This window comes from Stenotrophomonas sp. GW821-FHT09E08 (genome assembly GCF_059416125.1).
In genome coordinates, this window is the sequence record NZ_JBWKOO010000002.1 from 48,366 (window position 1) to 71,101 (window position 22,736).

19 protein-coding genes and 1 riboswitch are annotated in these 22,736 nt (G+C 65.8%); of the genes, 15 read left to right on the forward strand and 4 right to left on the reverse strand.

Annotation, left to right across the window (positions count from 1 at the left end):
• Window positions 1-435: 435 nt before the first annotated feature.
• Complete coding sequence (locus AC07M7_RS02700; RefSeq protein WP_253078756.1) at window positions 436-2,013, reverse strand: BCCT family transporter; 1,578 nt, start codon at window positions 2,011-2,013, stop codon at window positions 436-438.
• 246 nt (window positions 2,014-2,259) lie between these two features.
• Window positions 2,260-2,361, forward strand: a riboswitch (TPP riboswitch).
• An 82-nt stretch (window positions 2,362-2,443) separates the two neighbouring features.
• Here AC07M7_RS02700 and thiC point away from each other — a divergent pair.
• The 6 genes from thiC (at window position 2,444) to AC07M7_RS02730 (ending at window position 11,968) form a co-directional block, all read left to right on the forward strand.
• The gene (gene thiC / locus AC07M7_RS02705) at window positions 2,444-4,288 is read left to right on the forward strand and encodes a phosphomethylpyrimidine synthase ThiC (RefSeq protein ID WP_046983048.1); all 1,845 of its coding nucleotides are present in this window, start codon (window positions 2,444-2,446) and stop codon (window positions 4,286-4,288) included.
• A gap of 133 nt (window positions 4,289-4,421) precedes the next feature.
• A complete protein-coding gene (locus tag AC07M7_RS02710; protein ID WP_495206672.1) occupies window positions 4,422-5,093 on the forward strand; it encodes an ion channel in 672 nt (223 codons plus the stop codon).
• Between the two features lie 259 nt (window positions 5,094-5,352).
• Window positions 5,353-7,677: a winged helix-turn-helix domain-containing protein gene (locus AC07M7_RS02715; RefSeq protein ID WP_495206673.1), complete on the forward strand. Its 2,325-nt coding sequence runs from the start codon at window positions 5,353-5,355 to the stop codon at window positions 7,675-7,677.
• 115 nt (window positions 7,678-7,792) lie between these two features.
• A complete protein-coding gene (locus tag AC07M7_RS02720) occupies window positions 7,793-8,692 on the forward strand; it encodes a helix-turn-helix transcriptional regulator (protein WP_046983046.1) in 900 nt (299 codons plus the stop codon).
• 49 nt (window positions 8,693-8,741) lie between these two features.
• Entirely contained in the window at window positions 8,742-11,588 is a 2,847-nt protein-coding gene (locus tag AC07M7_RS02725) for a TonB-dependent receptor plug domain-containing protein (RefSeq protein WP_046983045.1), read from the forward strand.
• Between the two features lie 170 nt (window positions 11,589-11,758).
• Window positions 11,759-11,968, forward strand: coding sequence for a hypothetical protein (locus AC07M7_RS02730; RefSeq protein ID WP_426355237.1), 210 nt, complete (start codon window positions 11,759-11,761; stop codon window positions 11,966-11,968).
• 63 nt (window positions 11,969-12,031) lie between these two features.
• Here the strand turns inward: AC07M7_RS02730 and AC07M7_RS02735 are convergent, their stop codons facing one another.
• Window positions 12,032-13,153 (reverse strand): HDOD domain-containing protein, encoded by a 1,122-nt coding sequence (locus AC07M7_RS02735; RefSeq protein ID WP_046983043.1) that lies wholly within the window; start codon window positions 13,151-13,153, stop codon window positions 12,032-12,034.
• Window positions 13,154-13,304: 151 nt separating this feature from the next.
• Complete coding sequence (gene ppa, locus AC07M7_RS02740) at window positions 13,305-13,841, reverse strand: inorganic diphosphatase (RefSeq protein ID WP_005410935.1); 537 nt, start codon at window positions 13,839-13,841, stop codon at window positions 13,305-13,307.
• 188 nt (window positions 13,842-14,029) lie between these two features.
• On the opposite strand from ppa, the gene AC07M7_RS02745 reads away from it, so the two are divergent.
• The 4 genes from AC07M7_RS02745 to AC07M7_RS02760 all read left to right on the forward strand — a co-directional run bounded on the left by AC07M7_RS02745 (window position 14,030) and on the right by AC07M7_RS02760 (window position 19,251).
• The gene (locus AC07M7_RS02745; protein WP_046983042.1) at window positions 14,030-14,503 is read left to right on the forward strand and encodes a hypothetical protein; all 474 of its coding nucleotides are present in this window, start codon (window positions 14,030-14,032) and stop codon (window positions 14,501-14,503) included.
• A 72-nt stretch (window positions 14,504-14,575) separates the two neighbouring features.
• Window positions 14,576-15,076: an RNA polymerase sigma factor gene (locus AC07M7_RS02750; protein ID WP_046983041.1), complete on the forward strand. Its 501-nt coding sequence runs from the start codon at window positions 14,576-14,578 to the stop codon at window positions 15,074-15,076.
• A 104-nt stretch (window positions 15,077-15,180) separates the two neighbouring features.
• On the forward strand, window positions 15,181-16,119 hold the full coding sequence (locus AC07M7_RS02755; RefSeq protein ID WP_495206674.1) for a FecR family protein: 939 nt from the start codon (window positions 15,181-15,183) through the stop codon (window positions 16,117-16,119).
• A 210-nt stretch (window positions 16,120-16,329) separates the two neighbouring features.
• On the forward strand, window positions 16,330-19,251 hold the full coding sequence (locus AC07M7_RS02760; protein ID WP_495206675.1) for a TonB-dependent receptor: 2,922 nt from the start codon (window positions 16,330-16,332) through the stop codon (window positions 19,249-19,251).
• Window positions 19,252-19,401: 150 nt separating this feature from the next.
• Here AC07M7_RS02760 and AC07M7_RS02765 read toward each other — a convergent pair whose 3' ends face one another.
• Window positions 19,402-19,659: a DUF2789 domain-containing protein gene (locus AC07M7_RS02765; protein WP_495206676.1), complete on the reverse strand. Its 258-nt coding sequence runs from the start codon at window positions 19,657-19,659 to the stop codon at window positions 19,402-19,404.
• Between the two features lie 108 nt (window positions 19,660-19,767).
• Here AC07M7_RS02765 and AC07M7_RS02770 point away from each other — a divergent pair, with 108 nt between their 5' ends.
• From AC07M7_RS02770 to AC07M7_RS02790, 5 genes are read left to right on the forward strand one after another with little or no spacing between them, the layout of a single operon-like run.
• Entirely contained in the window at window positions 19,768-20,355 is a 588-nt protein-coding gene (locus tag AC07M7_RS02770) for a biliverdin-producing heme oxygenase (RefSeq protein ID WP_495206677.1), read from the forward strand.
• 31 nt (window positions 20,356-20,386) lie between these two features.
• A complete protein-coding gene (locus tag AC07M7_RS02775) occupies window positions 20,387-20,854 on the forward strand; it encodes a YbaN family protein (protein ID WP_495206678.1) in 468 nt (155 codons plus the stop codon).
• Window positions 20,841-21,569: a tonB-system energizer ExbB gene (gene exbB / locus AC07M7_RS02780; RefSeq protein WP_428710246.1), complete on the forward strand. Its 729-nt coding sequence runs from the start codon at window positions 20,841-20,843 to the stop codon at window positions 21,567-21,569. The genes AC07M7_RS02775 and exbB overlap by 14 nt, the downstream gene beginning before the upstream one ends.
• Window positions 21,570-21,578: 9 nt before the next feature.
• Window positions 21,579-22,004, forward strand: a complete 426-nt coding sequence (gene exbD / locus AC07M7_RS02785) for a TonB system transport protein ExbD (protein ID WP_495206679.1) — start codon at window positions 21,579-21,581, stop codon at window positions 22,002-22,004.
• Window positions 22,001-22,720, forward strand: a complete 720-nt coding sequence (locus tag AC07M7_RS02790) for an energy transducer TonB (protein ID WP_495206680.1) — start codon at window positions 22,001-22,003, stop codon at window positions 22,718-22,720. The genes exbD and AC07M7_RS02790 overlap by 4 nt, the downstream gene beginning before the upstream one ends.
• Window positions 22,721-22,736: the final 16 nt, after the last annotated feature.

Genomic DNA, 22,736 nt, shown 5'->3' on the forward strand with positions numbered 1-22,736 from the left:
CGCGGCATCCATGCCGCGGACACCCCCGCCCAGCCCACCCGCCCGGCCCCTGACAGTTTCCGTGCCCATCACCGCAGGAAAAGAAAAAAGAAGATCAAGAGCAAAGGCAACGGCAACAGCCGCGCGCTTTGGGTTGGGGTCGGATCCGTTTTCCAGAGGAAAACGGATCCGACCCCTTCCTGTTTTCCGATACACCTCATCCACGCATGGCGTGGAAAACCCATCGTCACACGGAAACTGTCGGCGGTGGGGCGGTGTGGGTGGGCAGGACCGTTGGCGCCATGGATGGCGCCATCGAGCCCCCATGGACGGGTTTACGGCGTGTCCTGCCCACCCATACCGCCCCGCCCAACCAGCAACAACCCAGAGCCGCCTTGGCTTCGGCCGTTGCCTTTGCCTGAAAAAAGCGGTGCAGCCGCAGGCTGCAAAACAACCTCAATCCTGATCGTGCGCGCGCGCGGCCTCCGCCTGGGTTTCCTCCTGCGCCGCCATCTCGCGTGCGATCCACGCATCGATCATGTGCCGCTGGCGCTGCGCCTGCCGCCGCTCGCGCGTGTACTCCTGGTCCAGTACCCGGTACAGCGACACCATCACCAGCACCATCAACAGCGCGAATGGCAACGCCGCAATCGTGATCATGCCCTGCAGTGCATCCAGGCCACCGGCCAGCAGCAACGCCGCTGCGATCAGCGCCACCGCGATGCCCCAGGCCAGCTTGCGTTTCAACGGAGGATCGCCTGCCTCGTCAGTGGACATGCTGGCCAGTACCAGCACCGCCGAATCGGCTGATGTCACGAAGAAGATCATCAGCAGCACCAGTGCGATGCAGGAAAGCAGCAAAGGCAGCGGCATGCTGTCAAACAGGGTGAACAGCACCGTTTCATAGCCGTTGCCCAGCGCCTGCACCAGGTCGGCATGGCCGAAGATCTGCGCCCACAGCGCAGTACCACCAAACACGGCGAACCAGAAGAAGCCCAGCACCGTCGGTGCCAGTACGACGCCGATGACGAACTCGCGGACGCTGCGCCCACGCGAGATACGCGCGATGAACGAGCCGACGAACGGCGCCCAGGAAATCCACCACGCCCAGTAGAAGATGGTCCAGTCCGCTACCCATGTGCTGCCCGAGAACGGCGACATGCGCAGGCTCATCGTTACCAGCTGGTTGAGGTACGACCCCAGAGTGGTGGTGAACGTATCGAAGATGAATCCGGTCGGGCCCAGCACCAGTACGGTGGCCGCAAGAAGCGCGGCCAGCGCAAGATTGAAGTTGGACAGCCACTTCACGCCGCGCTCGACACCGCTGGCTGTGGACGCCATGTACAGCACGAACGCGATGGCGATGATGGTCAGCTGCAGTGGCACACCCGCGTGCAGGCCGAACACGCGTTCCATGCCGGCAGCGATCTGGATGGTGCCAAAGCCCAGCGTGGTGGCAACGCCAATCGCGGTGGCCACGACCGCGGCGATATTGACCACGCGTCCGATCCAGCCGCGATGGTGGCGGCCGATGATCGGTTGCAGCATGTCACTGACCAGTCCACGGCCATTGCGGTTGAACTGGAACCAGGCCATCGCCAGGCCAATCAGCGCGTAGATTGCCCATGGATGCAGGCCCCAATGGAAGAACGCATAGCGCATCGAAGCCCGCGCCGCGTCCATGCTCTGCGGTGCAAGACCTTCCGGAGGCTTGGTGAAGTGGGAAATCGGCTCGGCCGCACCCCAGAACACCAGGCCGATGCCCATGCCGGCGGCGAACAGCATCGACATCCAGCTGGCGCGGGAGAATTCGGGTTCGGCGTCCTCGCCACCGATTCGCAGGTTGCCGAAGCGACCGAAGGCCAGGTACATGAGGAACGTCAGCGCAAGGAATACGACCAGCAGGTACAGCCAGCCGACGCTGCGGATGACATCGGCCAGCGCCGATTGCACCACGGCATTGAAGGGCCCCGGTGCAACACCGGCAAGCAGCACCAGCAGTAGAACCAGCGCGATGGAAACGCGAAACACCATGAAGGAGCTTCTCCGATCAAGGGATTGAGGGGAGCGAGCAGAGCTTGCTGCGAGGGGGCCGGCGGCATGCAGCACGAGCCGGGCAGGGGCCGCGAAGACGGCAACGGAAACACCGGCCGCAGCGGCACGATGCGCGTGCACGTTACTGAATGCGATGTCACGGTTCTGTTAATGCCGATGGAGCAGCGCCATGCCATGCGTGGATGAATCGCCAGGAGATGCAGTGGTTTCTATGCTCTAATGCACGCCAAGAAGCGGGGGTACCGCGGCCTGGTGGCCACGGTTGAGACAGTCCCTTGGAACCTGATCCGGCTCATACCGGCGTAGGGAAGCTTTGCAGTGCAGCCGTGCCCGGACTCTGCCCAAGGACCGTCCGCGCGCGGCAGCAGTGCGCCGCCGCTTCGTCCCTGACCTTTCTGGACGATGCCCGATGAACGCACAGCTCTCCGCCCTGCAGCAACAGGCCCAGCAACTCTCCGAATCCGTGACCCGGCCGATTCCCGGTTCGCGCAAGATTCACGTGCCCGGCTCGCGCCCGGACCTGCTGGTGCCGATGCGCGAGATCGCGCTGACCCGCACGCCGACGCTGTTCGGTGGCGAAGAAAATGCACCGGTCACCGTCTATGACACGTCGGGCCCGTACACCGATCCGGAGGTGCGCATCGATCTGTCGGCCGGCCTGCCGGCGCTGCGGCGCGGTTGGGTGGAGGAACGTGGTGATACCGAGCAGCTCGACGGCCTGAGCTCGTCGTTCGGCCGCGACCGCGAGCATGACCCGAAGCTTGATGCGGTGCGCTTCCCCGCGCGCAGCCTGCCACGCCGTGCGCGCGCAGGTGCCAACGTCACCCAGATGCACTACGCGCGCCGCGGCATCATCACGCCGGAGATGGAGTTCGTCGCCATCCGCGAAAACCAGCGGCTGGACGCGATCCGCGATGCCGGCCTGCTGCAGCAGCACCCGGGCGAAGCGTTTGGTGCCTCGATCCAGAAGATCATCACCCCGGAGTTCGTGCGCGATGAGATCGCACGCGGCCGCGCTGTGCTGCCCAACAACATCAACCACCCGGAAAGCGAGCCGATGATCATCGGCCGCAACTTCCTGACCAAGATCAACGCCAACATCGGCAACAGCGCGGTGTCCTCGGGCATCGCCGAGGAAGTGGAGAAGCTGGTGTGGGCGATCCGCTGGGGTGGTGACACAGTGATGGACCTGTCCACCGGCAAGCACATCCACGAAACCCGCGAGTGGATCATCCGCAATTCGCCGGTGGCGATCGGCACGGTGCCGATCTACCAGGCGCTGGAAAAGGTCGACGGCCGCGCCGAAGCACTCACCTGGGAGATCTTCCGTGACACGCTGATCGAGCAGGCCGAGCAGGGCGTGGACTACTTCACCATCCACGCCGGGGTGCTGCTGCGCTACGTGCCGCTCACTGCCAAGCGTGTTACCGGCATCGTCAGCCGTGGTGGCTCGATCATGGCCAAGTGGTGCCTGGCGCATCACAAGGAGAACTTCCTCTACACGCACTTCGAAGACATCTGCGAAATCATGAAGGCCTACGATGTGACCTTCTCGCTGGGTGATGGCCTGCGCCCGGGCTGCATTGCCGACGCCAACGATGCTGCGCAGTTCGGTGAACTGGAAACGCTGGGCGAGCTGACGAAGATCGCCTGGAAGCATGATGTGCAGACCATGATTGAAGGCCCGGGCCACGTGCCGATGCAGCTGATCAAGGAGAACATGGACAAGCAGCTGCGCGAGTGTGGTGAAGCGCCGTTCTATACGCTGGGCCCGCTGACCACCGATATCGCACCCGGCTACGACCACATCACCAGCGCGATCGGCGCGGCGATGATCGGCTGGTTCGGTACCGCCATGCTCTGCTACGTGACGCCGAAGGAACACCTCGGGCTGCCCAACCGCCAGGATGTGCGCGACGGCATCATGGCCTATCGCATCGCCGCGCATGCGGCCGATCTGGCCAAGGGGCACCCGGGTGCGCAGGTGCGTGACAACGCGCTGAGCAAGGCGCGTTTCGAGTTCCGTTGGGAAGACCAGTTCCACCTTGGCCTGGATCCTGAGAAAGCCAAGGAGTTCCACGACGAGACACTGCCCAAGGATGCGCACAAGCTCGCCCACTTCTGCTCGATGTGCGGTCCGCACTTCTGCTCGATGAAGATCACCCAGGACGTGCGCGAGTACGCCGAGTCGGGCATGAAGGAAAAGTCGGAGGCGTTCCGCGCCGCGGGTGCCGAGGTCTACCACCAGAGCTGATCCCGAGCGGGTAGCGCCCGGCCATGCCCGTCGACGCGGTGGTCCAGGAAAGCCGCCGGGCATGGTCCGGCGCTACCGGAGCCTCACATCCGTCCCGGTTATCCTCCGCCCATCACCCCGGGGAAGGGACGCCATGCCTGTTGCCTTGACTACCCGCTGGCTGGCCATCGCCCGCCGCATTCCGTCCGCCTGGCTGCTGGGCGCACAACTGCTGGCGGTGCTGCTGTATCCGGCGCTGGATGACACCGCCAGTGGCCGTGCGGCACTGGGCATGTTCGGCATGGCGGTGCTCGGCCTGGCGTTGTGGGTGGTGCAGCGCAGTCCGCTGGGCACCTGGTTGGCGCTGCTGTTGGCGATCCCTGCAGTGGTGTTCTCGCTGGTTGGCGCGCTGCTGGACCGTAGCGCCCTGCTGACCACCGCACAGTTGCTGGAGAGCCTGCTGTACTTCTACACGGCCGGGGCGTTGATCGCCTACATGCTCCAGGACCATAAGGTCACACGCGATGAACTGTTCGCAGCCGGTGCAACGTTCACGTTGCTGGCCTGGGCATTCGCCTTTGCTTTCTCTGTGTGCCAGCAGTGGTATCCGGGCAGTTTCCAGGGCACGGGCGGGGGGGCGCAGCGCACCTGGATGGAGTTGCTTTATCTGAGCTTCAGCTTGCTGTCAGGGGTGGGCTTGAGCGACGTCGTGCCGCTGCATCCACAGGCACGCGCATTGGTCATGCTGGAGCAGTTTTCCGGCGTGATGTACGTGGCTTTGGTGGTTTCGCGACTGGTCGGATTGACCATGCTGAGGCGCGTTTGAAAATGAACGCCAGATAAAAATTTCGCGCCCAAAAGGGCGCGAATGGTGTTGCGAATTATGTGAATGCGTCGGCGAGAGAGAGCCTGATGTCGACCACGCGATAGGCGAGGTAACCGGCATAGGCTAGTATTCGCGCGCTTCATTGTTTTTGCGGTATGCGCCGATGCTTTGTGCGGAGTCTGGCTTTTCGCTGTTCCCAGGACGGGACGGTATCGAAGGCGAACACTGCCCGGGACCTGTCTCCACTGTGTAGCGGAAAATGAACAGCAGCGAATTCCAGCCCCCCGGATTCGATCGGATCCGGATAGGAGAGTGCACCGTCACTCTGTCCTCGCGCGAAGTCGAGGTCGTCGGTGCGCGTCGCCCGCGCCGGCTGACGCCGAAGGCGTTGGGCGTGCTGCGCGCGTTGCTGCGGCAGCCGGGTCGTGTCGTCACCCGCGATGAACTGTTTGCCGAAGTGTGGCCGGACACGCTGCCGACCAACGATGTGCTGACCCAGGCCGTCACGCAGCTGCGCAAGGCCTTCAGCAACGACGACGACAATGGTCAGGCCTATATCGAGACCATCGCCAAGACCGGCTATCGCCTGCTGGTGCCCGTGCAGGTGCTGGACGATGTCGAGCCGGTCTCATCGCTGATGCCCGATGACGAGCCCGTGGAAGTGCATCCAGCCACTGCGGCGATTGTCGTGGTGCCTGCGCATGTGCAGGAGAAACGTCGCCGTTGGCGTCATGTCCGTCGTCGCGTGCTGCTGCTAGTGGGGGTGGTGATGCTGGTTGCGTTGCTGGTATTGACCGCGCTGCTGCTTCGCCGGGCACCGGCCAGCAGTTCGGCGGTGGACGCCGCCGTGGAGAACGGCACGCGAGTGATTGGCAGTCCAGAACGACCCTATCGGCTGATCACTGCGACCAGCGGCTTTGAAACCTATCCCACGCTCTCACCTGATGGCTCGCTGGTGGCCTATGAAGGCGCCAACGAAGATGGCACTGGCGGTGGCGCGATCAAGGTGCAGACCTCCGGCAACGCACCGGCACGGCAGTTGCTGGTGCCACCGGCCGGCGCGGTCGATCGTTTCCCGAACTGGTCGCCGGATGGGCGCGAGATCGCCTTCGCGCGTTTCTCTGCCGATGGTGGCTGCCAGGTGCTGGTCGCCAGCGCCACCGGCGGTGCAGTGCGCCAGGCCACGCGTTGCGATGGCACCGAGCTGCTCAGTTTCGACTGGACCCCCGATGGCCGCGGGCTGGTGTTTGGCAGCATGGTCGGGCGCTACGCACATCGCGGCATCCGCGTGCTGGATCTGGCCAGCGGCCAGTGGCGCGCGCTGGAGTACAGCGTCGACCAGGATGACTTTGACTACGCACCGCGCTATTCGCCCGACGGACAGTGGCTGGTATTCGTGCGCAATCCGCAGTTGGGTGATCTGTGGCGCATGCCGGCCAGTGGTGGTGTGCCCGAACAATTGACCAACGAAGCGGCCGAGCTGCGTGGCTGGGCCTGGCTGGACGATGGCCGCACCATCGTGTTCGGTCGCCGCGTCGACAGCGAAGCGCGGCTTTACTACCTGGATGTCGAGCGGCATACGCTGCGTGATGCCGGTCTGGACGATGCACAGTGGCCGGCAGTGTCGCGCCACGGTGGCATGCTGGCCTTCGTTCACCGGCGCGCTCAGTTCGGCGTGTTCAAGGTGCCGATGCAGGGCAATGGCGCGCCGGAGCGCCTGTTTGCTTCCAGTGGCCGCGATGGGCAGCCGATGGCCGCGCCGGATGGGCGGCAGCTGGTTTTCACCTCCGATCGCTCCGGCAGCTTCGCGCTGTGGTGGGCGGACATGCAGCGCCCTGATTCGCTGCGACCCATTGAAGGCCTGCGGCCGGAAGCGCGGCAGGCGCCGGACTGGTCGGCCGACAGTCGGCAATTGCTGGTGGTCGGCCGCGACCAGCATGGACGGACCGTGGTCTATGAAATCGCCCCGCGTGATGAACGCCTGCACCCTTTGCCGGTCCCGGCCGAGCAGCCCCTGCAGGCCTTGTATGGAGCCACGCCGGAACAACTGCTGGTGGTCGAGCGCGATACCGACCAGCGCACCCGGCTGAGCCTGTTCGATCGCAGTGTGCAGCCATGGCGCCTGCTGGCCAGCATCGATGGTGTTTCGCAGGCGCGATTCGACCGCAACAGTGGCCGGGTGTTGTTCACGCGGTTGGCCGCTGGCGGGCTGTGGTCGGTGGACGCGGCGCTGTCGCCGGCCAGCGTGCAGCAGATCAGTGATGACCGGCCCAGCCGTTGGCGATACCGGGCCTGGACCGTGGCCGGCAACAGCAGCATCGGTTACCTGGGCACATCGACCAGCTGTGGCACGACTCTGGTGCGGATCCAGGTCGGTCGCGAGGAACCGGAGCGCTGCCTGGACGCAGAACGGCTCAGTGCCGGCAACGGGCTCAGCGCCAGTACCGATGGACGTGACCTGTTCGTGGCGATGGCGGTCAGCGATGGTGCCGACATCGGTGTGATGCGGTTGCCTGAACGCCCGCCCGCGCTGTTCCCGGCTTTCTCCAAGTTGCTGTTGTTCAAGGGAAATGGGCCTTCGTAATTTTTTCGTCGGGACCTCGCCGCGAATTCGTGGCGATCTCGTCGGACTTTCCTGACGCGGTGCCGCCTGATTTGGCAAAACGGAGTCCTGTACTAGGCAAATCCGTGGTGCCCCCATGCGTCAACTCTCGCTGGCCGATCGCGGCCAAACCGTCTCCCTGGATCGCTCGCTCGACGATGTCGCCCCGACCTGCCTCGGTGTGGCACGGCTGGGCAGCCTGCAGACCGCTGGCAGCAGCTTCACTGTCTGGATGCAGGTACGTGGCAGTTCCTGGGTGGAAGCCAAGGAAGGGCGTTTCCGCCTGCGCCAGGGCGAGTGGATCGCCTTCGAGAAGGAATCGCGTCCACTGGTGCAGGCAGGTCGCAACGGGTTGTGCATTGGCCTGAACCTGACCGTCGAAGCCCTTCGCGTGCTGACCGAGATGGCCGACTGCGGACTGTATGCCGGTCGTGGCCGGATGAACCGCGGCGACGCCCGTGTTGCCCTGCGGCTGTGGCGCGATGCGCTGGCCAGCGGCCAGCCGGCCCAGGCGCTGCGCCCGCTGCTGCTGCACCTGGCGGGCCTGCAGCGCGGACTGGCCGACAACGTGCAGCGCTGCCCGGGCCGCTCGCGCAGCCGCAAGCGCCAGGTGTTCGGCCGCATGCAGCGTGCCCGCCTGTACCTGGAAGGCAACAGCCACCGGGTGGTGCGCATCGGCGAGCTGGCCGAGCTGACCAATTTCTCCAGCTGGTACCTGTCCAAGACCTTCCAGAGCCTGTACGAGGAAAGCCCGCAGTCGTTGTCGGCGCGGCTACGCCTGGAGCGGGCCGCCGATCTGCTGCGCGACACCGACATGATGGTCGGTGAGGTCGCTGCGGCCAGTGGTTTCGACAACTGCTGCAGCTTCGCGCGTGCGTTCCGTGCCCGCTACGGCCAGTCGGCTTCGCGCTTCAGGGAGAACGGCGGCTTGCTCCCGCCACATTCTGCAAAGTCTCCGGTTGGTTCGCGCAAATACAGCGCTGCAACGCAATCGTAACGTGCTGGGGTGTTTTAACACGCTGCTAACACGTACCTTGGAGAGATTGATGAACGTTCGTAATCCCGCAGTGCGGTTCGGCTTGCTGCCGGCCGGCATCGCGCTGGCGCTGGCGCCGGCCTTTGCTTCGGCTCAGGAAGCAAAGGGCACCACCGACCTGGACCGCATTTCGGTCACCGGCTCGCGTATCCGTGGCGCCAACATGGAGACGCAGCAGCCGATCCTGACGATGACCCGTGAATCCCTGGAAAAGCAGGGCTTCTCGAGCGTCGCAGACGTGCTCGGCAACCTGACCTCGGCCGGTTCCCCGGCCATCTCGCGTTCTGAATCGCTGGCTTCCGGCGAGAACGTGGGCGGCTACTACGTCGACATCCGCAACCTGGGCGCCGCGCGTACCCTGGTGCTGATGAACGGCAAGCGCCTCGGCGCGACCACCTCGGGCCTGCAGGATCTGAGCCAGATCCCGATGTCGGCCGTGGAGCGCATTGAAGTCCTGAAGGACGGCGCTTCCTCGATCTACGGCTCGGACGCGATCGCTGCCGTGGTCAACGTGATCACCCGCAAGAACTTCGATGGTGGCGAAGCCAATGTCTACGTCGGCCAGTACAGCGACGGCGACGGCGATACCCAGCAGTACTCGATGACCCTCGGCGCCCGCGGGGAGCGCGGCAGCCTGACCCTGTCGGCCGAGTACTCGAAGATGGACCCGGTGTGGGCCAAGGACCGTTGGTACAGCCGTGATGGCGCCAAGGGCCCGAATTCGGTCGCCGCCGATGGCAGCCCGATCAGCCAGTTCGGCAGCTGGTGCAATCCGACCCAGGTCGATTGCTCCGACTCCAAGACCGCCGTGTGGAAGACCCTGAACCCGGGTGGCGATCCGAAGAACCCGAATGACTACCACGTCATGACCCCGGCGGAGTACGCCAACTCCAACGAGCAGATGACCCTGCTGACCGGTGTCAAGCGCAAGTCGCTGTACATCAACGGTACCTACGACTTCACCGATTCGATCAGCCTGAACACCGACGTGCTCTACAACGAGCGCCAGACGTTCCAGCAGATCGCAGGCTATCCGTTCCAGTCCAGCGCCTGGGACCAGCCGCTGGCCGGTGACAGCGCCTTCAACCCGGTCGGCCAGGACGTCAATGTCCGTCGCCGCCTGTGGGAAGTGCCGCGCACCACCGACAGCCAGATGAAGACCCTGCGCTTCGCTCCGACCATCAGCGGCTTCTTCGAGCTCGGCGGCAAGACCTTCGACTGGGATGTCGGCGCACTGTGGAACCGCAACGAGACCATCAAGCGCAACCGTGGTGACATGAGTCTGATCAGCGCCGGGCAGGCGATGGGCACCTCGTTCATCGATGCTGGCGGCGTGGCACGCTGCGGCACCGCGGCCAAGCCGATCCTGGGCGATTGCCGCCCGTGGAACCCGTTGCTGCCGTACGGCGCAAATGGTCAGGGCTCGCTGGCCAACCAGGAACTGCAGGACTTCCTGTTCCCGACCTACACCACCCGTGGTGAGACCAAGACCACCAGCTTCAACGCCAACCTGGCCGGTTCGATCGTGACCCTGCCGGCCGGCGACCTGGGCTTTGCTCTGGGTGTCGAGCACCGCAAGGAAGAAGGCAACTACGTGCCGGACGCCTTCGCGCAGTCGGGCATGTCCACCGGCCTGGGCCAGAAGCCGACCAAGGGTCAGTACGACCTGAACGAAGTCTTCCTGGAACTGAACGTGCCGATCCTTGCGGACAAGCCGTTCGCCAAGGAACTGACCCTGAACGTTGCCAGCCGTTATTCGGACTACAGCAACTTCGGTGGCACCACCAACAGCAAGTTCGGCCTGACCTGGCGTCCGCTGGATGAACTGCTGGTCCGCGGCACCTACGCCCAGGGCTTCCGCGCTCCGACCATCAACGATCTGTACGGTGGCCTGAGCTCGAGCTTCGAGCGTTACATCGATCCGTGCGCCGTTGGTGCTCCGGGTAGTGTTGCTGGCAACGCGGCCTGCCTGGCCGGCGGTGCTCCGGCCAACTACGTGCAGCTGGGCCAGGGCAACGTGCCGTGCGCCACCCTGCCGTGCCAGTCGGGCGACCAGTTCGTCTCCGGTGCCAACCCGAACCTGAAGCCGGAAACCTCCAAGAGCACCACCTTCGGTGTGGTGTGGAGCCCGCGTTGGGTGCAGGGCCTGGACCTGTCGCTGGATTGGTACAAGTACGAAATCAGCGACATGATCATCGCTGACAGCGTCGACCGCATCCTGCGTGACTGCTACGTGCTGGGTAACTCGGCCCGTTGCGGCAGCGTGACCCGTGCGGCCGATGGCCACATCAGCGGCATCACCTACGGCACCGCGAACCTCGGCAAGATGAAGACCGAAGGTTACGACGTCGGCGTCAAGTACCGCCTGCCGGAACTGGCCATCGGTCAGTTCAACATCGATTGGCAGACCAGCTACACCGCCAAGTACGACGAGCAGGCCCAGAACAGCGCCGGCGACAACATCATGATGGGCCGCGTCGGTGAGTCCGGCGACACCACCGTGTTCCGTGTCCGTTCGAACCTGGGCGTCAACTGGCAGTACGGTGATTTCGGTGTGAACTACACCGCGCGTTACTACTCGGGCCTGCGTGAGTCGTGCATCTCGATCGGCTGCACCGATCCGGATCGTTACGCTTACGGCGAAAAGGCTCCGGTGCGTCGTACCGGTTCCAATACCTTCCACGACCTGCAGGTCAGCTGGAAGGCACCGTGGGATGCCACCATCGCCCTCGGTGCGAACAACCTGTTCGCGCACAAGGGCCCGCTGATGTACTCGGCACCGAACTCGAGCTTCGCTTACTACGGCGGTTTCGATGTCGGTCGCTTCCTGTACATGAAGTACACCCAGCGCTTCTGATAGTTCGAAGTGCAATCGCAGTAACAGGAGGGCGGGCCGCAAGGTCCGCCCTCTTTTTTTGTAGGGAAACTCCGAAGCATGTTGGAAGGTGAGCGAAGTCACGATCCTGCTGCGTCGTAATCAACACAGTTAAGGGGTCCACTTCCGGACGCCTGCACATGGAGAGAGCGATGAAGAGCACGCTGTTGCACAAACTGTCTACTGCTGCACTGATCTATGCAACATTGGTGGGGGCGGTGTTCGCCCAGACCGGTGGCGTCTGCGGTGGTGGACTCTACTGCGAAGAGTTCCGGCAGCAGTGCCTGGCCGCAGGCAAGTCGAAGGTGCTGTGCGATCTGCAGTATCGTCATTGCGTGCAGGACGCCTGCGGCGCGCGTTGATGCATAAAAGGCGCGCCTTTGCAGGCGCGCCTTTTATTGGTCCTGCCAGTGTGATGGAGAGACTCAGGCCTCTCCTGGAATCAGTCCCATCAACGCATTGGCATGCTCGCGCCACTGCGGCAGCTTGTTGAGTACGCCCGCGCGCTGCAGGTAGTCCTCGTCCACCGGGTCGCCATTGACCAGTGCCAGTGCCACATGCACCGCGCCGGTCACCCAGAAGCTGCGGGTGCTGGCACGCTGTGGCTGCAGATGGAACGCCACCGCTTCGATGATCGGCATCGGCAGTCCCCACAGGCCCAGCAGGTAGGCGCCGGCTTCGGCGTGGCCTGGGCGCGCGTCGCCAGCCAGCGACGGCTCGGTGCGCTCGTTGCGTACACCCGGCAGCAGCAGGCCGATATCGGCCAGCAGCGCGGCGGTTGCGCCCAGTTCGGCACTGGATTCGGGCAGCAGGCGTGCGGCCAGCCGCGAGGCGAGCAGGGCACGTTGCTGCAGCGAGTTGCGTTCGGCCGTGGACAACGTCGGTGCCGAGAACACTTCGCTGGCCAATACCAGGTCGCGCAGCGTCGACAGGCCGAGGCGTGTCACCGCCGTGCGCAGGTCGGCAATGGTGCGGCCCTGGCTGAAGAACGCCGAGTTCGAAAGCTGCAGCACCTTGGCGGCAATCGCGGGATCGGCAGCAACCAGCTTGGCCACGTCGGCGCTGTCGGCATCGTCGTCGTGTTCCAGCGCCTGGGTCAGGCTCAGGTACAGGTGCGGCGGCGACGGCAGCTTCTCGATGCGGCCGATGGCACCGCGCAGACGGGGGCTGTCCAGTACCTCGCGCAGCTCTTCCAGGCTGGTCAGTGCCTCCAGCAGCACTTCCGGCGCCAGCGGCAGTGGCAGGAAGCGGTGGGCGACACCGATCAGGCGCGCCGGCGGCGGACGGTTGCCATGCTGGGCATCCACCAGTGCGATACGGATGGTTTCCGGGCGCAGCGTCCGGATCTGGCCGAGCAACGTGGTTGCATTGAGGTCCGGCAACTGCGGACAGACAATCACCGCATCCACGCCCTGCGTAGCCACCGCGGTCATCGCGGTCTGGCCATCGGTGGCGGTCAGCGGCTGCCAGTCTTCCCCAAGATCGGCAATGAATTCGGTCAGCTCGGCCGGCAGGCTGGCTGCATCCCCAACAAGCAGAATACGCACGACACATTCCCCTGGCTGTCTCGACGATGGATGTCGACGACGTGTGAAGTGACGCAATTTACCTAATACGGCGGCACGTGTGATGTGCCGCAGTCATGAAACGTGACCCGCATCGCTCCGACGGCCTGCGCCGGAGCGATCCGGTTCAGGCTCAGGCCTTGCTGTCGAGATGGCGCTGGTGCGCCTCGATCAGGATCTGCTTGGCCTCAGCGGCGCCGCCCCAACCGTCCAGCTTGACCCACTTGCCCTTCTCCAGGTCCTTGTAGTGCTCGAAGAAGTGGCCGATGCGCTCCAGCCAGTGGCTGGACACCTGGGCGATGTCTTCCACGTGGGCGTAGCCACTGAAGATCTTCGAGACCGGCACGGCCAGGATCTTCTCGTCGCTGCCTGCCTCATCGCTCATCTTCAGCACGCCGACCGGACGGCAGCGCACGACCGAGCCCGGTACCAGCGGCAGCGGCAGCACCACCAGCACGTCGGCCGGGTCGCCGTCGCCGCACAGGGTGCTTGGCACGTAGCCGTAGTTGCACGGGTAGCGCATCGGGGTCGACAGGATACGGTCGACGAAGATCGCGCCGGTTTCCTTGTCCACTTCGTACTTCACCGGCTCCGAGTCCTTCGGGATCTCGATGATGACGTTGATTTCTTCCGGCGGGTTCTTGCCGGGCGAGACGAGTTCCAGACCCATGGTCGTGCTCCAGGTGGGGGATATAGACGGATAGCCCCCCATTTTATGCCTTTGCCGGGCGCTGTGCAGGGGGCGGGGCCGACAGCACGGCACGGCAGTGGCCCACCCTTGCGGGAGGTGTTGCCCGATGGGGTTGTCGGGACGCCGGGTGCAGGCAGGCTGGAACCCTCTTCCCGAGGAGCTCCCGCATGAAAGTGTCTGCCCTGCCGATCGGCCTGACCTGCGCGCTGCTGATGGCGCCGTCGGTACAGGCGTTTCCCTATGTCGATCTGATCGACTACCCGCACCAGGAGGCCAACTGGGACCGCTTCTTCGCCCTGGAAGGCCGGTTGCAGCATGGTTTCGACGCCATCTGTGGCGACACCTTCTGCGAGGGCGAGTACAGCGACATCCGTGCCCTGCGCCTGCGCTGCTCGGTCGATGCGGTGCGCGGCACCATCCAGGAGTGCCTGTGGGCATTTGCCGCCAGTGATCTGGAGGTCTCCCGCAACGATGGCACGATCGTGGCCCGGCAGCCGACCTGGCTGTGCCGGCTGCCGCTCATGCCGGGCACCGGGGTGGAGGCCTTCCATGCCGCGCTGGCGGCTCGCAATCCGCTGCACGATCCGCTGCCGGGCACGTCGCAGAGCGCCTATGACGGCCTGACCGAGTGCATCCATTGATGAGAACGTGACTGATTCGCATTAGCGGAGTAGCATGCGCGGCGCCTTCCGTCTGTCCTCCCGGCCTCGCGCATGTCCTCCAATGCCGCCACCCTCACCGAACTGCTGATCCGCGAGCGGCCGGCACTGCTGCGCAGGGTGCAGCGCATCCTCGGCGGAGACAATGGTGCCGAGGACGTGATCCAGGCGGTCTGGTTCAAGGCGCGTGGGGTCGACGACAGCCAGGCCATCGACAACCCACGGGCCTATCTGTACCGGCTGGCCGCCAACCTGGCCACCGACCACGGCCGTGAATCGACCCGCCGCAACCGCCTGCTTGCAGACCATTACCTGTGGGGGCCGGACGAGGTGATCTCGACCGAAGAGCAGGCGATGGCACAGGACGAACTGCAGCGGGTGCTGGATGCCGCAGGCCACCTGCCGGAGCCGACCCGCACCATTTTCCGCCTCAACCGCCTGCAGGGCCTGACCCAGGCCGAGATCGCACGCCGCCTCGGCGTGTCGGTGACCACTGTCGAAAACCACGTGCGCTCCGCGCTGCAACGCCTGGCCTGGGCGCGCAGCGGCCGATGATCGACCCGGCTTGGGGCAGGCCTTCGCTGAAACGTCTTGATTACTGGACCGTGCATGCGGTCTAGTTCCTCTGCCCGCGCTTGAATGCGCCTCTCTGCCAGCCGATGAGCCCGCCGAACACGCTGCCCGCCGCCAACGACGATGCCCTGGCCGAACAGGCCCGGGGCTGGATCGCGTGGTTGGCGTCGGGCGACATCAGTGATGCGCGCATGCGCGACTTCGAGTGCTGGCTGGCACTGCCGGGGCATCGTCGTGCCTTCGAGCACGAGCGTGTGCTGTGGCGCAGTGCCGGGCCGCGTCCGCCACAGGCCGCGACGATCGTGCGGCGCCGGCCGCAGCGCCTGCGGTGGGCGATGGCCGCCGCTGCTGCGCTGGCGATGCTGGTGGTGTGGCCGGAAGCCTGGCTGCGTGCGCAGGCCGACCATCGAAGCACGCATGTCGTACAGAACGTGCAGCTGCCCGATGGCAGTCGCGCGGTGCTGGATGCCGACAGCGCGATCGCCGTGCGCTTCGATGCGAATGCGCGCCAGATCGAGCTGCTGCGTGGCCGCGCCTGGTTCGAGGTCAGTCCGGACGCGCAGCGGCGTTTCAGCGTGCGTGTCGGCAATGGCGTGGTTGAGGATATCTCCACCGCGTTCACCGTTGCGCGAGGCGATGACCGGGTGGAAACCCAGGTCGGGCAGGGCAGGGTGCGTGTGGCCAGCCCGGCCGACGGTGGCTGGACCTATCTGCAGGTGGGGCAGCGTGCGGTCTATGGCGAGCGCAGTGGCGTGACGCGGCTCGATGACGTGGCCGCTGACAGCGTCGGCGCCTGGCGGCAGGGTGAGCTGTTGCTGGAGCAGGCCAGCGTCGCCGACGCGGTGCGAGGGGTGGGGCGCTATCGTGCCGGCCCGACCTTTGTACGCGGTGATCTGTCGCGGTTGCCGGCGGTCAGTGCGGCGTTGCGCATCGATCGTCCGGAACAGGCGCTGGACGCGCTGGCGGCAACGGCAGGTTTGCAGGTCACCCGCCTGCCGCTCGGGATCGCCATCGTCCACCCGTAGATCCTCGCCATTGCCCGTGCGCCGACCAACGGTAGGCACCCACCGCGACAACCCGGGATACACCTTCAACTGCAAATCCCTCTTGGGGTTGTCGCCACCCCATCCGTCTTACCCCGCGAACGTACCCGCCGCCGCCACGTACGTCGCCGTATCCGCGCCCGCCGCGGATGACGCCGCGCCTGCGGCTCCGATTACCTGACAGGTTCCCCCATGTTCGACTCCCATCGTCCGGGCCGCGTGCTGCGCCCGTCCCGCCTGTGCATCGCGTTGCTGGCTGCCGGCCTCGCCAGCGCCGCACCATCGTCCGTATTGGCGCAGGACGCCGCCAGCGGCCATGCGGCCATGCAGCGTTTCGACATTCCCGCGCAGCCGCTGGATGAAGCGCTGCGCAGCTACATGCGCCAGTCCGGGGTGCAGGTGGTGTATCCGGCTACGCTGGCCCAGGGCGTGAGCTCGCACGCGGTCAGTGGCAACCTGTCTTCCGATGAGGCCCTGGCCCGCCTGCTGCAGGGCAGTGGCCTGGCGGTGCGCCGGGTCGGCGCCGATGCGGTCACCCTGGAGGCGGCATCCCCAGCGCAGGCCGACAGCGGCGTGATCGTCACCGACACGCTGAGCGTGGCCGGCGACCGCGTCGACAGTGGCGCGGCCAGCGACGAGGCGCGGCTGCTCGACAGCTACCGCAGCGTGGGCTCCACCACCACGCTCAATCGCACGCATCTGGAGCGCTTCCGCGGTACCTCCAACGGCGACATCGTCAAGGGCGTGGCCGGCGTCACCGTCGGTGATCCGCGCGTGGGCAACGGTTTCGACGTCAACATCCGTGGTATCCAGGGCCAGGGCCGCGTGCCGGTGATCATCGACGGTGGCCAGTCGAGCATGGACACCTACCGAGGCTACGCAGGCCAGTCGCAGCGCAGCTACCTCGATCCGGACCTGATCTCCAGCCTGACCATCACCAAGGGCCCGAGTCTGCAGGCCAATGCCTCCGGTGGCATCGGCGGCGTGGTCGAGATGGAAACGCTGAAGATCGGCGACGTGCTGCGCGAAGGCCGTGACTTCGGCGTACGCGTGCGTGGTGGCCTGGCCAACGCCAGTGCCAACAACCTGCCTTCCTACAGTGCCGCGCCGCGCAGCGATCGCAGTGCCACCGGCAGCCAGTTCTTCAACGTCGCCGCGGCTGGTCATTGGGATCGTTTCGATCTGGTCGCCGCCTATGCCTACCGTGACAATGGAAACTACTTCTCCGGAAAGCACGGCTACGACGATTTCCCGCAGACCCGGCGCACGCTGGCACCGCTGAATCCGCCGCGTACCGAGGTCTTCAATACCTCGGCGCGCTCGAAGTCGGCGCTGCTCAAGGGCACCTGGCGCATCGACGATGCACAGACGCTGGAAGCAGGCTATCGCCGCTACGAAGGCACCGCCGGCGAGATCATGGCGTCGCAGATCATCCGTGTGGATCGCGACCGCATCCCGCAGTGGGATCCGGGCCACGTTGACATGGACAGCTACACCCTGCGTTACCGCTTCAACCCGGACAGCGAGCTGATCGACCTGCGCGTCAATGCCGCCTACACCGACACCGACAGCGTGATGTACAACAGCCTCACCGGCATCACCCCGTGGTACTTCGATCGACGCACCGAGTGGTACGACGCGCCCAGCTTCAGTGGCGACCCCGGCTACAAGGATGCCTACCGCAATCCGCTGCGACAGAAGCGCTTCGGCCTGGATGCCAGCAATACCTCGAAGTTCGACACTCGTGCCGGCGCGTTCACCCTCGACTACGGCCTGTCCTACAGCGACGAAGACATCGCGCCGGGCAGTTCGGGGCCGGTCATGCACGACGATCTGATCAACAACCGTTTCCTGCGCAACGCCGAGCGCAAGGAATACAGTGCCGTGGCCTCGCTGAAGTGGCAGCCCGATGAGCACTGGGAACTGCTGGCCGGCGGCCGCTGGAACCGGGTGGACGTGCAGGACCGCAATCGCTTGGCCACGCCCGATGCCTATGAGGTGCAGGGCCAGTACCGCTACACCGAACTGCTCAACGGCAACCCGGCGCTGCCGTCGTGGCGTGCCAAACGCATCGCGCTGCTGAACTGGTATCCGGATGCCAACGGCAACTTCACCCAGGCATCGCTGCTGGCTTCACCGTACAAGAAGGGTACGGTGGGCGACATCGGTGGCTGGAACTTCTACGACGCCGGCAAGGCGCAGGACTTGGAGGTGCCGGTCAGCTGGACCTGGTCGCAACCGATCCGCCGTCGTGACACCGCGTTCTCGCCGACCGCCAGCGTGGCCTACCGCTTCAGCGAAGACACCATGGTCTACGTGAAGTACGCCGAAGGCACCAAGCTGCCGAGCCTGTTCGAGACCACGCTGGGCCTGTTCACCGCCGCCAAGCCGGTCGGCGAGCTGAAGCCGGAGCGTGCGCGCAGCTGGGAAATCGTTGCCAGTACCATCCGCTACGATCTGTTCACCGCCGGCGACCGCCTGGCGCTGAAGCTGGCCTACTTCGATACCCGCATCGATGACCTGATTACCCGCGACTACCGCACGCTGTCGGCCGGCCTGATCCGCAACGTCGATCAGTTCAAGGTCTCGGGCATGGAGTTCCAGTCCAGCTATGACAGCGGCAAGGTGTTTGCTGATCTGTCCGCGCACTACTACTTCAAGGCCAAGACCTGCGCACCGGACATCGCCGCCGAGCGCCGTGCCTATGGTGCGCAGCGCAAGAACGATGAGCTGGCCAATACGCCCAACTGCGTGGACGGCGGCTTCGAGGGCTCGTATACCAACACCCAGAACCCGCCGCGCTACATGGTCAACCTGACCCTGGGCTCGCGCCTGTTCGACGAACGCCTGACCTTCGGTACCCGCGTGGTCCACAACGCCGGCCCGATCAGCAAGCTGGACAAGGACTGGAACGTGGGCCTGTCGGCGATCCAGCAGCTGTACCGGCCGACTACCCTGGTCGACCTGTTCGCCAGCTGGAGCTTCAACGACCAGCTGTCGGTGGAAGCGGGCGTGGACAACGTCACCGACCGCTACTACCTGGATCCGCTGGCGCTGGGCGTGATGCCGGCCCCGGGCCGTACCGCGAGGCTGGCGCTGACCTGGAAGTACTGATCGGTCGCGGATGAGTGGTGGGGTCGGATCCCTTTCCTGCGGAAAGGGCTCTGCCCCCATCGGGCCCCGACCGCCCTCGGTGGGTGCGGACCTTAGTCCGCACCGCTTCTGCCGTGCAATCGCCAGCGCCGGGTCATGCCCGGCGTCTGCTTACAGCCCGGTGGCAGTCTTCACTGCATCTTCGTGCAGCGACTCGTTCAACTCATCCACCACGGTGCTCCACGCCGCGTCGGCCTGCAGCGATTCGGACAGGAACTGGCGCTGGGCGTCGTTCCAGTAGGTCGCCTCGGCCACCTCCACATCGGTGGCCAGCTGGTGCTCGCGGATGAAGCGGGCGATGCCCTCGGCGCTGGCGTCCAGGCCCAGCTGCAGGAACAGGTTGGTCATGCGCGGTTCGGTGGTGATCATCATCGGTTCCGGGTGGAAGAAGGGACTGGCCCATTATCGGTGCACATGGGCTTGGGGAAAGCCCCGTGGCGAACGTCTACAGCAGGACGACCCCCTTGGCATTCCCCCATGAACGCACACATCGCCCCTGAAGACAGCCGCAGCCTGCGGCTCAAGGCCGCCACCCGCGACAGCCACGGCGCTTTGGACAAACGCATCATGGCCGGCGACATCTTCGCTGACCGCGGCAACTTTGCCCGTTTCCTGCGCGTGCAGTACCGCTTCCACCGCAGCATCGATGCGCTGTATGCCAACCCTGCGCTGGACGCACTGCTGCCCGACCTCGGTGAGCGCCGCCGCCTTACACAGGTAGCACGCGACCTGCAGGACCTGGAGCAGAGCCTGCCGGGCGCCGACATCGCCGCGTTGCCGTCCGATCTGGAGCTGCCCGCTGCATTGGGGTGGCTGTATGTGGCCGAGGGCTCCAACCTGGGCGGCACCGTGCTGTACAAGATGGCTGCCAAGCTCGGCCTGGACCGCGATTTCGGCGCCCGTCACCTGGCCGCGCACCCGGATGGCGCGGCACGCCACTGGCGTGAGTTCACCGCTGCGCTGGATGCGGTGCCGCTGAGCGCCGCGCAGGAGCAGCAGGTGATCGATGCGGCGGACGCCGCCTTCCGCAGCGTGCACGGCCACGTTGAAGTGGAATTCGCCTGATGGACACCTTCTGCGTGCAGGCGCACGGCTGATGCGCTGGCTCTGGTTCGCGCTGGGCTGGGTGATGGTCGGGCTCGGGGTGATCGGCGCGCTGCTGCCGGTGATGCCGACCACCATCTTCCTGATCCTGGCAGTGGGCTGCTTCGCACGCAGTTCACCGAAGTTCGAGCAGCGCCTGCTGGCGCATCCGCGTTATGGCCCGTCGCTGCGTCTGTGGCGCGAGCAGGGTGCGGTATCGCGCAAGGGCAAGGCGTTTGCCAGCGCCGGCATGGCAGTGGGGTTCGCCCTGTTCTGCTGGGGCGCGCACCCGTCGTGGCGGCTGCTGCTGGGCGTGGGCTTGTTCTTCGCGGTCAGCGCCGGCTACGTGCTCAGCCGCCCGGCACCACGGCTGGAGCCCAATCCGGTCGTGGAAGTCGACGGCGCCAATGATCCGCGCACGGCCCGCCGCCGTGCAGCGACCCCTGATGCTGATGGAAAACGAGACGATGCTGCCTGCTGACCTGGCCCCCGTGGCTGCCCCTGCACTGACGCCCTGGGGCATGTATCTGGCCGCCGACGTGGTGGTGAAGACAGTGATGATCGCGCTCGCGCTGGCATCGCTGGCCACCTGGACCGTCCTGTTGGCCAAGGGCTGGGAGCTGGCCCGCCAGGCACGGCAGCTGCGGGCGGCGCGCGCGCTGTTGCTGCAGGCGCCGAGCCTGCCCGGCGAGAGCGCCGACGCCAGTGTGCAACAGGGCACCGCATTCGCCATGCTGGACGCAGCGCGCACCGAATTGCGCCTGTCGCAGGAACTGGATAGTCGCGACGGCATCAAGGAACGCATTGCCTCGCGCCTGGACCGCATCGAACTGGAGACCGCGCGCATGCAGCGACGCGGCATCGGCGTGCTGGCCAGCATCGGCGCGGTGGCGCCGTTCGTCGGCCTGTTCGGCACGGTGTGGGGCATCATGAACAGTTTCATCGGCATCGCGCACAGCAACACCACCAACCTGGCGGTGGTTGCACCCGGTATTGCCGAGGCCTTGCTGGCGACCGCGCTGGGTCTGGTCGCAGCGATTCCTGCAGTACTGGTCTACAACCATTTCAGCCGCGTGCTGGCCGGCCTGCGTGGCCTGCTCGGCGATCTGTCGGCGGCGGTGCAGCAGCTGGTGTCGCGTGACCTCGATCGTGCCGTTCCGCGTAACGCAGCGGCACCGCTGCGTGCGGTGCACTGAGGCGCGACGATGGCGATCAGGACCGCGTCCGACCGTGACGACGCGCCGGAAGAAGCGCACGAGATCAACGTCACGCCCTTCATCGACGTGATGCTGGTGCTGCTGATCATTTTCATGGTGGCTGCACCGCTGGCCACCGTATCGGTTCCGGTGCAGCTGCCGGCCAGCAGCGCCAGTGCCACGCCGCTGGAACAGGCACCGGTGTATGTGACCGTGCAGGCCGATCTGTCTCTGCGCGTCGGCGAGCAGGCGGTGGCGCGTGATGGACTGGCGGCTGCGTTGCAGGCAGCTACCCACGATGACACCGCGCAGCGCATCTTCCTGCGCGCCGATACCCGTGTGCCCTACGGCGAACTGATGGCGACGCTGGATGCATTGCGTGCGGCGGGATACCTGAAGGTGGCGCTGGTCGGCCTGGAGCAGGGCACGCGATGAGTGGACTGCGGCGCTGGGCGACCAGCCTGGCGATCGTGCTGCTGGTGCATGCGCTGTTGATCGGCGCGGCCTGCTGGTGGGCGGCCCGTGCGCCAGCTCTGACGGCTGTGGCTCCGCCTGCGGCGCTGATGCTGGAACTGGCGCCGATGGCGCAGGCACCGCCGGTGCCGCCGCGCGAGGTCGCCACCGGGCCACTGCAGCAGCAACAGCAGCGGCAGGCGCCGAAACCGGCCCTGCGTGAGCTGCCGAAGGCGCCGGTGCAGACGCAGGGCGACCTGCCACCGGCGCGTGCGCCGGAGCCGACACCATCGCCGGATTCCGCAGAGGCGAACGTCGCTCAGACCAGCGCACCGCCGCAGGTCGCCGCTGACGCTTCCGCACGCTACACCGCAGCGCAGACCACCGCCGGCGAACGCAGTCGCGCCGAGGCAACCTGGGAAGGGCGCCTGCTCGGGCATCTGCAGAAGCATCGGCGCTATCCGCGCCAGGCCGAGCGGCTGCGCCAGCAGGGCGTGGTCTATGTGCGCTTCGCAGTGGCCCGCGATGGCACGGTTTCCAGCCTGAAGCTGGGCCGCAGCAGCGGCTTCGAACTGCTCGACCAGGAGACGCTGGACACCGTGCGGCGCGCCAGTCCGTTGCCGGTGCCGCCGGCCGAAGTGGCCGGCGACTCGGTGGAAGTGATGGTGCCGGTGTCGTTCTTCCTGCGCGGGCGGTGACCGCCATCGGGGTCGG